General features: G+C 60.0%; 15 protein-coding genes. 8 read left to right on the top strand and 7 right to left on the bottom strand.

Going from position 1 to position 14740, the window contains the following annotated elements:
* The first annotated feature begins 2 nt into the window (after positions 1-2).
* From RCH09_RS07550 to maiA, 4 genes are all read left to right on the top strand, one after another.
* The gene (locus RCH09_RS07550) at positions 3-773 is read left to right on the top strand and encodes an ABC transporter ATP-binding protein (RefSeq protein WP_326940447.1); all 771 of its coding nucleotides are present in this window, start codon (positions 3-5) and stop codon (positions 771-773) included.
* A 26-nt stretch (positions 774-799) separates the two neighbouring features.
* On the top strand, positions 800-1525 hold the full coding sequence (locus tag RCH09_RS07545) for an ABC transporter ATP-binding protein (protein ID WP_326940484.1): 726 nt from the start codon (positions 800-802) through the stop codon (positions 1523-1525).
* 100 nt (positions 1526-1625) lie between these two features.
* Positions 1626-2321: a fumarylacetoacetate hydrolase family protein gene (locus RCH09_RS07540; RefSeq protein WP_326940446.1), complete on the top strand. Its 696-nt coding sequence runs from the start codon at positions 1626-1628 to the stop codon at positions 2319-2321.
* The gene (gene maiA, locus RCH09_RS07535; protein ID WP_326940445.1) at positions 2318-2974 is read left to right on the top strand and encodes a maleylacetoacetate isomerase; all 657 of its coding nucleotides are present in this window, start codon (positions 2318-2320) and stop codon (positions 2972-2974) included. The genes RCH09_RS07540 and maiA overlap by 4 nt, the downstream gene beginning before the upstream one ends.
* On the opposite strand, the gene RCH09_RS07530 is transcribed toward maiA, so the two are convergent.
* From RCH09_RS07530 to RCH09_RS07520, 3 genes are all read right to left on the bottom strand, one after another.
* Entirely contained in the window at positions 2975-3442 is a 468-nt protein-coding gene (locus tag RCH09_RS07530; RefSeq protein WP_326940444.1) for a glycine zipper 2TM domain-containing protein, read from the bottom strand.
* 89 nt (positions 3443-3531) lie between these two features.
* Positions 3532-5049, bottom strand: coding sequence for a CYTH and CHAD domain-containing protein (locus tag RCH09_RS07525; RefSeq protein ID WP_326940443.1), 1518 nt, complete (start codon positions 5047-5049; stop codon positions 3532-3534).
* 126 nt (positions 5050-5175) lie between these two features.
* A complete protein-coding gene (locus RCH09_RS07520; protein ID WP_326940442.1) occupies positions 5176-6198 on the bottom strand; it encodes a LacI family DNA-binding transcriptional regulator in 1023 nt (340 codons plus the stop codon).
* Between the two features lie 300 nt (positions 6199-6498).
* Here RCH09_RS07520 and RCH09_RS07515 point away from each other — a divergent pair, with 300 nt between their 5' ends.
* From RCH09_RS07515 to RCH09_RS07505, 3 genes are all read left to right on the top strand, one after another.
* Entirely contained in the window at positions 6499-6990 is a 492-nt protein-coding gene (locus RCH09_RS07515; RefSeq protein WP_326940483.1) for a gluconokinase, read from the top strand.
* A gap of 48 nt (positions 6991-7038) precedes the next feature.
* Positions 7039-8352: an MFS transporter gene (locus RCH09_RS07510; protein WP_326940441.1), complete on the top strand. Its 1314-nt coding sequence runs from the start codon at positions 7039-7041 to the stop codon at positions 8350-8352.
* Positions 8353-8892: 540 nt separating this feature from the next.
* Positions 8893-10794: an ATP-binding cassette domain-containing protein gene (locus tag RCH09_RS07505; protein ID WP_326940440.1), complete on the top strand. Its 1902-nt coding sequence runs from the start codon at positions 8893-8895 to the stop codon at positions 10792-10794.
* Positions 10795-10804: 10 nt separating this feature from the next.
* On the opposite strand, the gene RCH09_RS07500 is transcribed toward RCH09_RS07505, so the two are convergent.
* Positions 10805-11638 (bottom strand): SirB1 family protein, encoded by an 834-nt coding sequence (locus RCH09_RS07500; RefSeq protein WP_326940439.1) that lies wholly within the window; start codon positions 11636-11638, stop codon positions 10805-10807.
* Positions 11635-13185, bottom strand: coding sequence for a murein biosynthesis integral membrane protein MurJ (murJ, locus tag RCH09_RS07495; RefSeq protein ID WP_326940438.1), 1551 nt, complete (start codon positions 13183-13185; stop codon positions 11635-11637). The genes RCH09_RS07500 and murJ overlap by 4 nt, the downstream gene beginning before the upstream one ends.
* A gap of 207 nt (positions 13186-13392) precedes the next feature.
* Between murJ and rpsT the strand changes: the two genes are divergently transcribed.
* Entirely contained in the window at positions 13393-13656 is a 264-nt protein-coding gene (gene rpsT / locus RCH09_RS07490; protein WP_326940437.1) for a 30S ribosomal protein S20, read from the top strand.
* 138 nt (positions 13657-13794) lie between these two features.
* On the opposite strand, the gene RCH09_RS07485 is transcribed toward rpsT, so the two are convergent.
* Together RCH09_RS07485 and RCH09_RS07480 are read right to left on the bottom strand one after the other, a co-directional pair.
* Positions 13795-14250: a DUF192 domain-containing protein gene (locus tag RCH09_RS07485; protein WP_442785014.1), complete on the bottom strand. Its 456-nt coding sequence runs from the start codon at positions 14248-14250 to the stop codon at positions 13795-13797.
* A 94-nt stretch (positions 14251-14344) separates the two neighbouring features.
* Complete coding sequence (locus RCH09_RS07480; RefSeq protein WP_326940436.1) at positions 14345-14578, bottom strand: hypothetical protein; 234 nt, start codon at positions 14576-14578, stop codon at positions 14345-14347.
* Between the last annotated feature and the right edge of the window lie 162 nt (positions 14579-14740).

Here is a 14740-nt window from a genome sequence, read left to right as displayed (position 1 = left end):
TCATGAGCGAACAAATCATCCTCAATATCGCCGGTGTGGCGAAGCGTTTCGGCGGCCTGCAGGCGCTGTCCGATGTCAACATGAAGATTACCAAGGGGCAGATTTACGGTCTGATCGGGCCGAATGGCGCCGGCAAGACCACCTTCTTCAACGTCATCACCGGCTTGTACCAGGCCGACAGCGGCACGTTTGAGCTGGCCGGCAAGCCGTATTCGCCGTCGGCCCCGTATGAAGTCGCCAAGGCCGGCATTGCGCGCACCTTCCAGAACATTCGCCTGTTTGGTGAAATGACCGCACTCGAAAACGTCATGGTCGGGCGCCACGTGCGTACCCATCAGGGCGTGCTGGGCGCCGTCTTGCGCTACAAGGCGGCGCGCGAAGAAGAAGCCAATATTCGCAAGCGCGCCATGGAATTGCTGGATTTCGTTGGCATCGCCCGCTTTGCCGAGCGCACGGCGCGGCATCTTTCCTACGGCGACCAACGTCGTCTCGAAATTGCCCGCGCGCTGGCCACCGATCCGCAGTTGCTGGCGCTGGATGAGCCTGCTGCCGGCATGAACGCGACCGAAAAACTGGCCCTGCGCGAACTGCTGGTGAAGATCAAGAGTGAAGGCAAAACCATTTTGCTGATCGAGCATGACGTCAAGCTGGTCATGGGATTGTGCGATCGCATCACGGTGCTCGATTACGGCAAGCCGATTGCGGAAGGCGTGCCCTCCGACGTCCAGAAGAATCCTGCCGTGATTGAGGCCTATCTGGGAGGGTCGCACTAATGTCAGCCAATGAAAGCGGTGTCAACGTGTCAGCAAACATTCTCAAGATCACGGGCCTGAAAGTGGCCTACGGCGGCATTCAGGCCGTCAAGGGGATCGACCTCGAAGTCAATCAGGGCGAATTGATCACGCTCATCGGCGCCAATGGCGCTGGCAAGACCACCACCCTCAAGGCGATCACCGGCACCTTGCCGAACTGCCGTGTCGAGGGACATATCGACTATGCGGGTCAGGCAATCAAGGGAATCGGCTCGTTCGATCTGGTCAAGCGCAATCTGGCCATGGTGCCGGAGGGCCGCGGGGTGTTTACCCGCATGTCGATTTTCGAGAACTTGCAGATGGGCGCCTACACCCGCAATGACAAGGCCGGCATCGCTGCCGATATCGACAAATGGTTCGGGATTTTTCCGCGCCTGAAAGAACGTTCCGCCCAGATGGCCGGCACCCTGTCCGGCGGCGAGCAGCAGATGCTCGCCATGGCGCGGGCGCTGATGAGCCATCCCAAGCTGTTGCTGCTTGATGAGCCATCGATGGGACTGTCGCCGATCATGGTTGAGAAGATCTTTGAAGTCGTGCGCAATGTTTCGGCGCAGGGTGTGACGATCTTGCTGGTCGAGCAGAACGCCAAGCTCGCCTTGCAGGCGGCCCATCGCGGCTATGTGATGGATTCCGGCTTGATCACGATGACCGGCGTGGCCTCCGAAATGCTCAATGATCCGCGCGTCAAGGAAGCGTATCTGGGCGAAGGCTGACCAGTTGGCCATGTCTTGCACCATCGCCGCGCCGGCTTGCCTGCGCGGCGATTTTTTTTGCGCGGGATGGCATACTCAACAACATTCACAAGGAGTCGCGATGTCTTTTGTATTTCCTCCCTTACCCCAACCCGCTTTGACCGTCGCCGGGTCGGCCGACCTGTTTCCGGTGCACCGGATTTATTGCGTCGGGCGCAATTACGCCGCGCATGCAAGGGAAATGGGCGGCACCGGGCGCGAGGCGCCGTTCTTTTTCACCAAGCCGGCCGATGCCGTGGTGCCGGTCGCGCAGGGGAGTGTCGGCACCATGCCGTATCCCTCGGCTACCCGCGATCTGCATCATGAAATCGAACTGGTGGTTGCGATTGGCAAAGGCGGCCGCGATATCGCGGTGGCTGACGCGGCGTCACATATCTGGGGCTACGCCATCGGTCTGGACATGACCCGTCGCGATCTGCAGGCCGAGTCAAAGAAACATGGGCGTCCCTGGAGCACCGCGAAAGGTTTCGATCATTCGGCGCCGATTGGTCCGCTGCATCGGACGGTTCCGACCGGTGCGATCAGTCTTGGCGTCAATGGCCAGGTGCGTCAGCACAGCACCCTCGATCAGATGATCTGGTCGGTTGACGAGACCATTGCGCAATTGTCGACGTTGTTTGCGCTGCAGCCGGGTGATCTGATCTTTACCGGCACGCCCGAGGGCGTTGGGGCAGTGGTGTGCGGCGATGTGCTGGTGGGCAGCATCGATGGGTTGGGCGCACTGCAATTGCGCATCGTGGACGGGGGGCGGGAATGAAACTGCATGAGTACTTTCGCAGTTCGGCATCGTTCCGGGTGCGGATTGCGTTGAACCTGAAAGGCTTGCAGTACGAGTCGGTCGGCGTGAATCTGGTGCGGGACGGCGGGCAGCAACTGACGCCGGCATACAGGGCGCTCAATCCGGACGGACTGGTCCCGGCCCTGGTGGACGACAGTCAGGCGCCGCCACTGCTGCTGACGCAGTCACTGGCGATCATCGAATACCTGGATGAAGCGTACCCGACACCACCGTTACTGCCCACCGGAGCGGCCGATCGCGCCTGGGTGCGTGGCATTGCGTTGGCGATTGCGTGCGACATCCATCCCGTCAACAATCTGCGGGTCTTGCGTTATCTGGTGCGCGACCTGCATCACACCGAAGACGAAAAAAATGCCTGGTACAGGCATTGGTGTGAACAGGGGTTGGCAGCGCTGGAGGTCAGTCTTGCGCGCGACCCACGGGTCGGGCAGTTCTGTTTTGGCGATACGCCAACGTTGGCCGATTGCTGTCTGGTGCCACAGTTGTGGAATGCGCAGCGCTTCAACTGCGATATGTCGGCAATGCCAACGCTGCTGCGCATCAATCAAGCCTGCGTCGAGCGTGACGCATTCAGGCTGGCGATGCCAGCCCTGCAGCCCGACGCCGAGTGATCAGTAACGGTAGACGCGGCCGTTTTCGATGCGTACGCGATTACCGACACGCAAGTCGCCGATGTTTTCTTCATTGATGGTTTCAAACGAACCATTGTCGAGACGCACGCCGATTTGATACAGCTCGCGGCCTGGCGCCTGGTTGTTTTTTTCCAGGTTATTACCGACCACTGCACCACCGACCACGCCCGCAGCGGTGGCTACAGCGCGACCGCTGCCGCCGCCGACCTGGTTACCCAGCAGGCCACCGACGACACCACCGACAACCGCGCCCATGCCAGGGCCGGAGTTGTTGGGCGCACGTGTCGACTGGATTGAATCGATCACGCCGTATTGTGTGTTGTAACCCTGCGTATTGGCAGCGGGATACGATTGCACATTCGGTTGTTGCTGATAAGGCGTAGCGCAACCAGCGAGTAAGGTTGAAGCGATCAGTGCAGATGCGGCCAGAGTTGAAGTGATTTTCATGATTTCTCCTGTTGATGTGTCGCAGCTTAGGCTGCGGCAGGACCGCACTCGGTGCGCTGGCGCACGTTGCGCCGGCAAATCACGGGCTGTTACAAATCGGGCTTGGTTTCGGCCAATTTCCTGGCGCGCTTGCGAATATTCTTGTACTGATCGCGACTGCGCGCATGCAGGTAGCCGCGCGTGAAGCCGATGCTGCTGGCCAGCACCGGTCGGCGCCGTTGCAGCTGTTCCAGCAGTTTGTCGGCCACCGTGACATCGTTGTACCAACCGAGCTGCTCCTGCAAATCTGTCAGCCGACCCCGATACTGGCGCAGACGCCGGGCCGGATACAGCGATTGAAAGAACTCCACCGCATAGCGCATTTTTTTAACGGCAATCCTGAGCCGATGGCTGGCCCGCACATCGGTTCCGCGGACCTGATTGCCGCGGCGCGCCAGCCGGCGCTGGTTCTTTTTCAGCACACGTCGTGCGAACGCCTGGAGTTGTTGCGACTGGCCACGATCAGGATCATCCATGTCGCTGTCCTGCATCCATCGCGCCAGTTGCAATAACAGCCGATGATAGCGTTGCGAGTCGACTGCCGCCGCTGCGTCCCGATGCTTCAGTCTGGCCTCATTCTGTGCCGCGGTCGCGACCTCGCCGAGCGCCGCGTCGGGCACCGCGCTGATCACATCGGGGAGCGTCGATTCCACCAGTACGTCCCAGTCCCGGCCCGGCCCCAACTGCGTGCCAAGCCAGTCGAGCTCTTGCTGGATACCATCCGGCAGTGGGCGCAGACTGTTGAACAGGCCAAGCGCCGAATTCAATCGGCGCAAGCCAACCCGCATCTGGTGCAGGCTCTCGACGTCCTGCATTGCCACGACGCCTGGCGCATTCGATTGAATCTGCGTCAGGCAATTGCCAACGATGGCGCGAAACGCTTGCATGACACCCATCGGTCGGGATAAATCAAGTGCAGCGGCGGGCACGGCTGCCGGGGCAGTCAATGGATCGAGCATCGCGTAGCCGCGTTCGGACTTGCTACGATTGCCCACCTGCAGCGGGATGTCATGTTGCAGCGCGAGGGCAAAGTCAAACAAATGCGCCGGATCACCGGATTTGAGCTCCAGCTCGATCTCACTGATCGGCACCGTGTCGCCATCGTGTTCGAGGTGACCCTGATCGAGCACGCATTCGACCTCGTCGCCTTCGGGCAGGACCAGGTCCCATTTGGTTCGCGCAATGCGGGTGGTGAACACCGGGCGCAACGCCCCGTCGAGTTGGGGCGCCTGCAGCAATTTTCGCCATGGCGATTTTCGATCGACCAGCTGACGTAGTGCAGCCAGATCTGGCTGCGCCGAAGTCACCGTCGATTCCCATTCCTCACGGCTGTGCAAACCGCTGGAGACAACATCGCCCCCCTTGAAAGTTTGCACCCAATGGCCGTCGATGCGCCGCACGCGCAGGCTCGCGCCGCTGGCACGCACGGCAAGGTCTGCGGTGTCGAAATAGGTTGCCTGCAATTTGTGGGTCGATGGCGCGGTGCTGGCGCAGGCGGCAAGCAGCGGATGACCACGCAGCGCGGGCACGTCGTCGGGGTCCAGCAGCAACTTGAGTTCAATTTCCATGATGACCGTGAGCCGGAGGTGAGGGGAGCATCAGCGCAAGCATGCAGGGGTTGATCATAGCCAGTGTCGGTGTGTGGGGCGTTGCGCGCGCACAGCCTATTGATGACATCCCGACCGACATGTTCCTCACGTGCTTTCCCTGACCTTCAAGGCATAGCCAAGGTTGATGCTGGCATTGGCAGGCGCCTCGCCCTGCATTTGTCGCAACAGCATGGTTGCCGCGGCATGGCCGATCTCATAGCGTGGGGTTGCAATGGTGGTCAGGGACGGACTGACCCACTCCGCCGCGGCCAGATCGTTGAAGCCGGCCACCGCAAGTTGCCCCGGCACCTGCAAGTTGCGTCGTTGCGCTTCAAACAGCACCCCCAGCGCCAGATCATCATTGCAGCAAAAAACCGCGTCGCAGTCAGGGGCTTGCAGCAGCAAACGGCCAAGCATGCCGACACCGAGCCCGATCGACGACGGCGTCGGATCGAGAATTTCGCCGCGTTCATAGGGCAAGCCGGCGCCACGCAAGGCATCGCGATATCCCTGCAGGCGCTGCATTACGCGCGGATCGAGCTGGGCGCCCAGAAATCCGATGCGGCGATACCCGCGCTCCAGCAGATGGGAGGCCATTGCGAAGCCGGCGTCGCGCTGGTCGGATCCTGCGCAGAAGGCACCGGATTCGGTGAGCTCCATCATGTGCACCACCGGAAGGGCACTCTTTTTCAAGATGGATTGCAGTGTCGGAGTCTGGTCAAAGCCAGTCAGCAAGACACCGTCGGGCGCATGCTCCTGGTAGGCGCGAAACAGATTTTCTTCCTCGTCCGGGGAATAGCGCGTGTCGCCGATCAGTGTCCGGTATCCCTGTGCGTGCAGCACGTCGCGCACACCCGCCAGCACATCGGTGAAGACGGTATTCGACAGCGACGGAATCAGCACCACGACGTTGTCCGAGCGCGCCCGTGCCAGCGCCCGGGCGGCACGGTTGGGGACATAGCCGGTCTCGTCGATCAGCGCCTGAATCCTGTGGCGTAACGCGAGCGATACCAGTTGCGGCGAGTGGATCGCGCGCGAGACGGTAATGCTGCTGACCCCGACGCGAAAGGCAATGTCGGCCAGCGTGGCCCGTTCGGATTGGCTCGGGCGGGGCTTGCGAATGGTCATATGGGGCGTTTCACGCTAAGTCGGCAACGGTAGGACTATAGGTTCTTTCGGCACGCTCGTGTCTGTCAGGCAGCGATATCGTCAATCGCGCGGGAATAGCAAAGTAATAGCGAGGTAGCGGGCTGTTGCGTCGCCGCATTGAAAGTGCTTTACAAACGGGTCGATGGGCTTAAAATGCGGGCAGATGTTAGCGCTAACATAAAATCATTCTATCCATTGAACATGACCCAGCCAACTCCTCGTCCAGCCATGCGCCAGCCAGCAGTCATTTCACCGCAACCTCCGCAACGCTGGGTGGTGATGGGAGTGAGCGGCTGCGGCAAGAGCGAGATCGGTGCGCGTCTGGCGGGCCGTCTGGGCGTGCCTTATGCCGAAGGCGACAGCGACCATCCGCCCGCCAACATTACAAAAATGGCCGCCGGGACCCCGCTCGACGATACGGACCGCGAAGCCTGGCTGAAATGCCTGCAACAGCGCATCGCTGTCGCCCGCCAGGCCGAAAGAGGGCTGGTGTTGTCATGCTCGTCGCTGAAGCGGCGTTACCGCGACGTCCTGCGCCAGGGCGATCCCGCGCTGATTTTCATTCATCTCGATGGCAGTCGTGCGCTGATCGCGGCGCGCATGCAAAGTCGCTCCGGCCATTTCATGCCAGTGGCGTTGCTCGACAGCCAGTTTCGCGATCTGGAACCCTTGATGGCGGATGAGCGAGGGCTGCGCGTCGACATCGCGCTGGCGCCGGAACAGATCGTCGAATGCATCCTCAGCCACTTCAAGGTCGGTTCACAGCCATGACGAGGCAGCACCCCAGTCGCACCACCATAAAATAATCAGGAGACAGCAATGGCATCAGTCGCAGGAAACAAAATTCCCAACCGGCGTTGGGGTATCGGCAGCCTGCTCGGCATTGGCGTATTGATCAACTACATCGATCGGATCAGCCTGTCAGTTGCCGCGCCCCAGATCAAGGACGCCTTCAATCTTGGTCCGGTCGAACTGGGTCTGTTGTTCAGCGCGTTTTTCTGGTCCTATGCCTTGTTGCAAATTCCGGCGGGCGTGATTCTCGACCGCTTCGGCGTTACCCGGGTCGGTCGCTGGGGGGCATTCTGCTGGGGTTGTGCGGCGACGATCACCGCCTTTGCCAGCGGGTTTGCCGGCATCTTTGCGGCGCGGGTGCTGCTCGGCATTGCCGAAGCGCCGGGGTTTCCGGTCAGTTCCAAGGCGACTGGCTACTGGTTTCCGCGCAATGAACGTGGGCTGGCAACCGCTATTTTCGATGCCGCTGCCAAATTCTCGAATGTGATCGGTGTGCCGCTGGTCGCCTTTTCGGTGGTAATGCTGGGCTGGCGCTGGGGTTTCGCGATGACTGCGGCGCTGAGCTTTCTATATTTCATCGCCTTCTTCATTGTGTACCGTGACCCAAGCCAGGACACCCGGCTCAGCCCGGCCGAGTACAGCTACATCCGCGACGGCGGTGCGACCGTCGAGGGCCCGTCCGGCGCCAGTCCGATGGGGATGCTGGGTTACCTGCTGCGTAACGTGAAGGTATGGGGCCTGACCATCGGGTTCTGCGCCTACGGGTACTCGTTCTACCTGTTCCTGACCTGGTTGCCTGGCTATCTGGTGCAAACCATGCACATGAGTATTCTCAAATCTGCGGGCTACTCGGCCATCCCCTGGGCGGTGGCCACGGCCACGGATCTGTTCGTCGGTGGCTGGCTGATCGACCATTTGATTTCACGTGGTCGCGACGATTCGAAAGTCAGAAAGACCGTGCTGGTGGTTGGCATGCTGTTTGGTCTGGCGGTATTCGGCGCGACCCAGACCACCGACCCGGTCTGGGCAATCTTCTGGATTTCGATCGCGCTCGGCGGCCTGGCATCGGCGGCGCCGGTCGGCTGGTCCTTGCCCTCGCTGATCGCACCGAAGGGCGGGGTCGGCACCATCGGCGGCATCATGAATTTCGCCAACAATCTGATGGGCGCGGCCGCACCGATCGTGACCGGCTTCATTGTCGGCGCCACTAATTCGTTTGCGAATGCGTTCTTTGTCGCCGGGGTGATTCTGGTGATCGGCATCATCTCGTTTGTGTTCGTGCTGGGGAAAATCGAGACGATTCCGGACTTTGTCGCTGCGCCTGCGGCAGGAAAAATATAACGACGGCCGCGTCGGCCAAGCCGGACCGCGGCATATGAAGCCAGTCGCGCATGATGCGCGCTGGCAGATCCGGTGGTGCCCCCGACACGGATCGAACGTGTGACCTATCCCTTCATCCCGCTATGGCTTTCGCCACCGGCTGTGCCGTTTGCAGTCTGGACTATGCCTTCGCCATTGCGCCAGGGCGCTACAGGCGGGAGCCGTCTAGTCTCTACACCTTCCCGCTGTTGCGGGCTTGGCTCGGCGTTGCCAACAGCATGACCTGTCAGGGTTCACCGAATTTGACTCCATTCATGCGGGTCCTTTCGGACACCGATGCCCAATTTGATTCAGGAGGGGATCGCTCTATCCACTGAGCTACGGGGGCGTGAAGCCCGCATTTTCGCATACTCGGCGGCTTTATTTTCGCGACCTGCACTGCATTGCAACAATCAGACGGGGTCGCGCGCCGGGAATCGGTACAATGCGGGTCTTGTTGCGTCTCTCAATCGATTCACCGGCATCGCGCCTCGCGCAGTCACCCTACCACTTCAGGCATTTATGGCAGTCATCTCCTTATCCAATGCACAACTTGCATTCGGCCACGTTCCCTTGCTCGACCGTGCAGAATTTTCGCTGGAAACCACCGAGCGGGTCGGCCTGATCGGCCGTAACGGCACCGGCAAGTCATCATTGCTGAAAGTCCTGGCAGGCATGTCGAAGCTGGACGACGGTTTGCTGGTGATGCAGCAGGGCGTCAAGATCACCTACGTCGACCAGGAGCCGCAGTTCGACAAGTCGATCTCGGTGTTCGATGCGGTTGCCTCGGGCATGGGCGAAATGCAGGCGCTGCTCAAGGAATACGATGTGCTGACCGGCCAGTTCGGCGGCGACGATGATGAGGCGCTGATGGAGCGCATGCATGAGATCCAGGTCAAGCTCGATGCCGGCGACGCCTGGAATCTGAACAACAAGGTCGAGACCACGCTCGATCGCCTCAATCTCGATGCCACCATGTTGATGGGCACCTTGTCGGGCGGGATGCAGAAGCGGGTCGCACTGGCCTGCGCGCTGGTCAGCACGCCTGACGTACTGCTGCTCGATGAGCCGACCAACCACCTGGATTTCACCTCGATCTTGTGGCTGGAAGGACTGCTGCGGGATTACAAGGGCAGCGTGTTGTTCATTACCCATGACCGGAGTTTTCTCGACAATGTCGCCACCCGCATCGTCGAACTCGATCGCGGCCGCATCCTGTCATTTCCGGGCAATTTCAGCGCCTACCAGATTCGCAAGGCCGAGCAGCTCGAGATCGAAGAAGTCGAGAACGCCAAGTTCGACAAATTCCTGGCGCAGGAAGAAGTCTGGATCCGCAAGGGCGTGCAGGCGCGCCGTACCCGCGACGAAGGCCGGGTGCGCCGTCTCGAAGCCCTGCGCATGACGCGCAGTGTGCGCCGCGACCAGCAGGGTCAGGTACGCCTTGATGTGTCGGCAGGGGAGCGCTCCGGCAAGATCGTCGCCGAACTCGACAACGTCAACAAGTCCTATGGCGAGAAGGTCATCGTGCGCGATTTCAGCGCGACGCTGCTGCGCGGCGACAAGGTGGGTTTGATTGGTTTGAACGGCGCCGGCAAGACCACCTTGCTGAAAATGATTCTCGGCGAAGAGCAGCCTGACTCCGGCACCATCCGCCAGGGCACCAAGCTGCAGGTGGCGTACTTCGACCAGATGCGCGCGCAATTGAACGAGGATGACAGCCTGGCTGACACCATCGCGCCGGGCAGCGACTGGGTCGAAATCAACGGCCAGCGCAAGCATGTGATGACGTATCTGAACGACTTCCTGTTTGCGCCCGAGCGCGCCCGTTCGCCGGTGAAATCCCTGTCGGGCGGCGAGCGCAACCGGCTGCTGCTGGCGCGCCTGTTTGCCAAGCCGGCCAACGTACTGGTGCTCGATGAGCCGACCAACGATCTCGATATCGACACGCTGGAACTGCTCGAAGAACTGCTGGAAGAATATACCGGCACGGTATTCCTGGTCAGCCATGACCGCACCTTCCTCGACAATGTCGTGACCCAGGTGATCGTGGCCGAGGGCGATGGCATGTGGCGCGAATACATCGGCGGCTACACCGACTGGGAGCGGGTGCGACGCGTGCCGCTGTCAGCCGGTTCGAGCAAAGGCGTCAAGCCCGAAGCCAAAGCCGCCGAGCCGGTTTCCGCCGCACCGAAGCAAAAGAAATTGAGCTACAAGGAGCAGCGCGAACTTGACGCGCTGCCGCTGCTGATTGCGCAGCTCGAATCGGAACAGAAGATCGTCTCGGCGCAATTGGCCGATCCGGAGCTGTACAAGCAGAAGCCGGAAGAGCTGCAACGGCTCAATCAGCGTTTTGCCAAGCTCGACGCGGAGTTGCTCGATGCGCTGGAAAAGTGGGAATTGATCGAAGCCCGCGGCAAAGCCTGAGCCAGACGATCTAGTTGAGACGGCGGTTGGCGTCGCGCAAGCGCGGCAGCCGCTGCCGCAGGACCTCGGCATCGGCCGCATCCGGGCGTTGCGCCAGATAGGCTTCGATATCCTGCAATGCGGTCTTCGGGCAGTCGAGATTGGCGTAGGCCAGCCCGCGATCACGTCGTTCCGCCAAATCGCCGGGCAGCAGGATGAGCAGGCGCTCCTGCACGCCCAGCAAACGCTGCCAGCGCTCACGTTCGATGAACAGGGTTTTCAGATTGCGCAGCATGCGTACCAGGATATCGCGCGGCGGCGCCGGTTGCAGGTAATCGGCCAACGGGATTCCCGCCTTGCGAATCTGTTCCACAAATGGCTCCAGCCGCTCCTCCAGTTCTTCGCGCGACAAGCTTGATCCATTCACCGGATCGAGGATGATCTCGCCGCTGGGCGCTGACATCTTCATCAGGAAGTGACCGGGAAACGAAATGCCTTTGACCTCCAGCCCGATCTGTTGCGCGATTTCGATGTAAATCAGCGCCAGCGAGATCGGGATGCCGTGGCGGGTTTTCAGCACCCGGTGCAGGTAGCTGTTTTCCGGATCGTAGTAATTGTTGAGGTTGCTGCCGAAGCCGAGCTCGCGATAAAAATAATGATTCAGCATGCGCAGCTTTTGCACTTGCGCCGTGTCGGCCGGCAGGCGTCTGCGCAAGCGCGCGGCCAGCGTGTCGACGTCGGCTTGCACCGCACTCAAATCCAGTTGCGGCTCGACATCCTGTGCGAGTGCGACGGCAGCTTCAAACAGCGGGATACTGTCCTCTTGCTGGACCAGGGCGGCAAAGTAATCGAGTGGTTTGATCATGTCGCGCTGCGTTTGAAATCGCCCGGTCGGAACCCCATCGCCACCAGTGACCCGAAATACACCAATGCACACAGCGCGACCACCAGGAAAAGCGCGCCAATGCGCAGGCCAGCATGGGCCTGTAGCGCGATCCAGTCAAATTGTTCCGCCGCCAGCAGCGCCGTGCCACCCATCAGGAACAGGGCGCCGGTGAGTTTGATCATGAACAGGCCCCAGCCCTTCTTTGCCACGTAGATACCACGGTGGCGCAATCCCCAATACAGGAACACTGCATTCAGGCAGGCGCCCAGGCCGATTGACAGGGCCAGCCCGGCCAATGCCAGCCTTGGCACGAACACCAGATTCATCAACTGCGTGGCGACCAGAACAATCACCGCGATCTTGACCGGCGTGCGGATGTCCTGTTTGGCATAAAAGCCCGGGGCAAGAATCTTGACCACGATCAGTCCGATCAGGCCGACCCCATACGCGATCAGTGCGTGCGAGGTCATCATCACCGCGCGTGCGTCGAATTTACCGTAGTGAAACAGCGTTGCGGTCAAGGGTTCGGACAGCGTCGCCAGACCGACCGCCGCCGGCAGCGCGAGCAGGAACGTCAGCCGCAAGCCCCAGTCCAGTAACGCTGAATATTCCAGTGGGTCGCCATCGGCATGCGCTTTCGACAGGCTCGGCAGCAGCACGGTCCCCAGCGCGACGCCGAGCAGGGCGGTAGGGAACTCCATCAGCCGATCGGCAAACGACAGCCAGGACACGCTGCCGGCCTCCAGATGCGATGCAATATTGGTGTTGACGACCAGGCTGATCTGCGCGACCGACACGGCAAACGTCGCCGGCGCCATCTGCCGCAGCACCCGGCGCACGCCAGGGTCCGCCAGCGCAAAGCGCGGATTGAGCTGAAAGTGCGGCAGCATCCCGATCTTGATCAGAGCCGGCACCTGGATGGCCATCTGCAGCAGTCCGCCGCAAAATACCGCAATCGCCAGCGCGTAGATTGGTTGCGGCAACCATGGCGCCAGCAGCAGCGACGCGGCAATAAAGGACAAATTGAGCAGCACCGGCGTGAACGCGGGAATGCGAAACTCCCGCCAGGTGTTGAGAATACCGCCGGCCAGCGCGACAAACGACATGAATCCAATATATGGAAACATGATGCGGGTCATGTTCACCGTGGTATTGAACACCGCCGGATTGGCTTTCAGGCCGGTGGCCATCAGATAGACGATCAGTGGCGCCGCCACCACGCCGACCACGCAGGTCAGCAGCAGGGCCCAGATCAACAGTGTGCCGACGTGATCCACCAGTTGCCGGATTTCGGTCTCACCGCGCTGATTGCGATATTCCCCGAGAATCGGCACAAATGCCTGGGCAAACGCCCCCTCGGCAAACAGGCGGCGCAGCAAATTGGGAATCCGGAAGGCGACAAAGAACGCGTCGGTGTAGCCTGAGGCGCCGAATGCGCGGGTAATCAATACGTCGCGTATCAGGCCGGTAATCCGGGACAGCATGGTCATGCCGAAGATCGTGGCAAGCGTTTTGTGCAAGTTCATGGAGGCGCATTATAGCCGCACGATTCCTCGCGCCACCGCGCAGTTGTCGGCGCGGGTGCTGTTGCCGATAAGATGGCGCGGCTTGACGGAAGGGAATCTGTTTGCCCTTTTTGGCAAAAGCCGATACACTACGCGACTTCACAGAATTCTGTCCCACACCTGCGTCCTTGAGAACGCAATTTGACTACGATTTAGGAAATATCATTCATGGCAAATACCGCACAAGCGCGCAAGCGCGCCCGTCAAGCTGTCAAGCAAAACGCCCATAATTCGAGCCAGCGTTCGACCTTGCGCACGGCCATCAAGGCCATTCGCAAAGCCATCGAAGGCGGCGACAAAGCGGTAGCAACGCAAGTGTTCCAGACTTCGATCTCAACCATCGATCGTATCGCCGACAAGAAAATCATCCACAAGAACAAGGCAGCACGGCACAAAAGCCGCATGGCAGCCGCTCTGAAAGCCTTGGCTTAATTTGCCGGCAGGGTGTTTCTGCGACTGAGGTCGCAGGTGTGGGTGAAAAAATCAAACCCGTCTGATTGTGTCAGGCGGGTTTTTTGTGGTCCGGAGAATCGAGAGTCATGTCGACGCTAAAAGTCGACATGGTGCTGCTTAGCGGTCGCGCGGCAGGCCGTCGATAACCATCCCAGGCTTGATGTTCTTCTGCTTGAACCAGCCCAGATTCATTTCCAGCGCGTAGCGGATCGGCTTGAGTGCGCAATGCGAATCCGTGGTTTGCGGCTTCATGTCTTCGATGTTGACAATTTTTCCATTGTCGTCGAGGAAGGCAACCGACAGCGGCAGCAACGTGTTCTTCATCCACATGCAGACACCGGCCGGCGCGCCAAACAAAAAGATCATGCCTTCATTCGGGCCCATTTTTTCGCGGAACATCAATCCTTGTTCGCGCTCTGCTTCGGTCGCTGCAACCTCTGCCTTGATCAAATGAATGCCAGCCGACAGGGAGGTGACCTTGAATTGGGCGGCTTGCTGGGCCTGGGAAAACGGCGACATCAAAAGAGCCGCAGCCAGCACCAATGTGCGCAATGTAAAACGGGATGGGTTCATGGGTAAAGTCAGATTCATCAAGTAGAGTTGAAAAGCATTCGGGCATAAAAAAAGGCAGGATAATCCTGCCTCTGCGCTACAGCTTAACAGCAAATTACTTGGCTGCTGGTGCCATTGGCGCTTCTTCTTTCACTGCTTTTTTGGCTTTCTTGGCTTTTTTTGCTTTTTTGGCTTTTGGCGCATCTGCCATTGCACCAGCAGCTGGTGCGGCAGCAGGTGCAGCGGCGGCGGCAGGTGCAGCTGGAGCAGCTGGCGCAGCAGTGTGGCTGGCAGCGAACGATGAAACAGCGAACAGGCCAGCAACCAAAGCAGCGATCAGGTTTTTCATTTTATTGTTCCTCACATTGATACGTTAATAGTCGGCGATTCGAATGAATCATGTAAGTAACGGTGTGTTCCCCGGTTCGTTGACAGGGTTTGTAAAGAAATTGCACGGTGGCGACTTTCCCGCCATCCGTTCCTGCTCCGGCACCGGGAAGCTTGCCTCGCG

Source organism: Actimicrobium sp. GrIS 1.19, from assembly GCF_035984655.1.
Lineage (GTDB): Bacteria > Pseudomonadota > Gammaproteobacteria > Burkholderiales > Burkholderiaceae_D > Actimicrobium.
This window is presented reverse-complemented; position numbering and strand designations above follow the sequence as displayed.